At 70.3% G+C, this 1,756-nt stretch carries 2 protein-coding genes; one reads left to right on the forward strand and one right to left on the reverse strand.

Features of this window, described 5'->3' with window-relative positions:
- Positions 1 to 856 (forward strand): Bug family tripartite tricarboxylate transporter substrate binding protein (locus AC27VN_RS40570; RefSeq protein ID WP_490880376.1); only part of this gene is annotated, 856 nt, incomplete at its 5' end.
- Positions 857 to 874: 18 nt separating this feature from the next.
- Here AC27VN_RS40570 and AC27VN_RS40575 read toward each other — a convergent pair.
- The coding region (locus AC27VN_RS40575) for a Rossmann-fold NAD(P)-binding domain-containing protein (RefSeq protein WP_490880377.1) at positions 875 to 1,756 on the reverse strand (882 nt) is incomplete at its 5' end.

Consider the following 1,756-nt stretch of genomic DNA (forward strand, 5'->3'; position numbering starts at 1 on the left):
GCCCGGCGGCACCAGCGACGTGGTGGGGCGCCAGCTCGCGGTGCAGCTCGGCGAGGCGATGGGCGGCACCTTCATCATCGACAACAAGGCCGGCGCGGCGACCGCGATCGGCGCTTCGTACGTGGCGCGCGCGCCCAAGGACGGCCACACGCTGCTGCTGTCGGCCGGCAGCACCTTCACCACCACGCCGCACCTGATCGACAAGCTGCCCTACAAGCTCGAGGACTTCGCGCCGGTGGCGGCGGTCGCCACCGTGCCCTTCGCCTTCGTGGTGAAGAAGGACTTCCCCGCGAAGACGGTGGCCGAGTACGTGGCCTATGCCAAGGCCAACCCCGGCAAGATCAACAACGCCACCAACGGCCAGGGCAGCATGGTCCACCTGCTGGGCGAGCTGATCGCCACCGGCCTCGACGTGAAGATGACGCAAGTGCACTACAAGGGCGCGGCGCCGGCCACCATGGACATGATCGGCGGCATCGTCGATTCGAACGTGGAGGCGCTCACGAGCGCGCTGCCGAACGTGAACGCGGGCAAGTACCGCGCGATCGCGGTGCTCAGCGCCGATCGCCAGCCGCTGATGCCCGAGGTGCCGACCTTCAAGGAGCTCGGCTATCCCTCGATCGTGGGCGAGACCTGGTATGCGGTGTTCGCGCCGGCCGGCACGCCCAAGCCGGTGATCGACAAGCTCAATGCGGCGCTGCGCAAGGTCACGACCTCGAAGCGGTTCGCCGATGCGATGCACAAGATCGGCAACGAGGCCAAGGCGAGCACGCCCGGCGAGCTGATCGAGGTGACGCAGCAGCAGAGCCAGAAGTGGGGCGAGCTCATCACGCGCCTCAACATCAAGGCGGAGTAAGTCCCTCGCGCTGCCTGCCTAGCCGGGCAGGTAGCGCAAGTCGCGCATCGCCTGCAGGTGCTCGACGATGCATTGCTCGGTGTCGATGCAGTCGCCGAAGCCGGCCTGCCGCAGCTTGACGGTGGACACCAGCGGCGGCAGCGCGAGCGGGCGCCGCGCGGCCCAGGTCGCCTCGGCGTATTGCCACGAGAGGCCGATCAGCGCATCGAGATCGCGCTCGCGCAGGCCCTCGCGCTGCGCGATCCGCTGCCACAGCGCGGCCTGCGCGGGCATCTCCTCGCGCAGGCGCACGCCCGTGGCTTCGCCGAGCGGCATGTCGAAGAAGGCGGCCAGCCGCTCGAACAGGCTGGCCCAGACCACCACGTCGCCGTTGGCGATGTTGAAGGCCTCGCCGTGCGCGCGCGGCTCGTGCCAGGCCCATTCGATGGCCTTGGCGATCAGGCGCGCGTCGGTGCATTCGGTCAGCAGGTGCGGATGGGCCGGGCAGGCCAGCGGCTGGCCGCGTTCGCGCGCGAGCACCGCGTAGGCACCGATCGCGGCCACCGGGTTCATCGCGCTGCCGGTCGCCACGCCCAGCACGATCTGCGGCCGGAACACGGTCCAGCCGAAGCCCGCGCGCGCCGCGCGCTCGGCCACCAGGTCCTGCTGGTCGAAGTAGAAGTTGGCGTGGTCGCGCACCGCGTCCTGCTCGCGCGCGGGCACGCGCATCGGCCGGCCCGTGTGCACGCCATAGGCCTTGGTGCCCTGCAGCAGCGTCGCGTGTCGCAGGGGCGCGCCCTCGAGCGCGTCGAGCGTGTGGCGCAGCATGCGGTTGTTGAGCTCGATGTTCTCGCTCGCGCGCCAGCCCTGCAGCAGGTCGGGCTGCTCGTTGAGCGCGGCATAGACCAGGTGCGTGGCATC

It is taken from the genome of Variovorax sp. 20P10.2.4 (genome assembly GCF_058244205.1).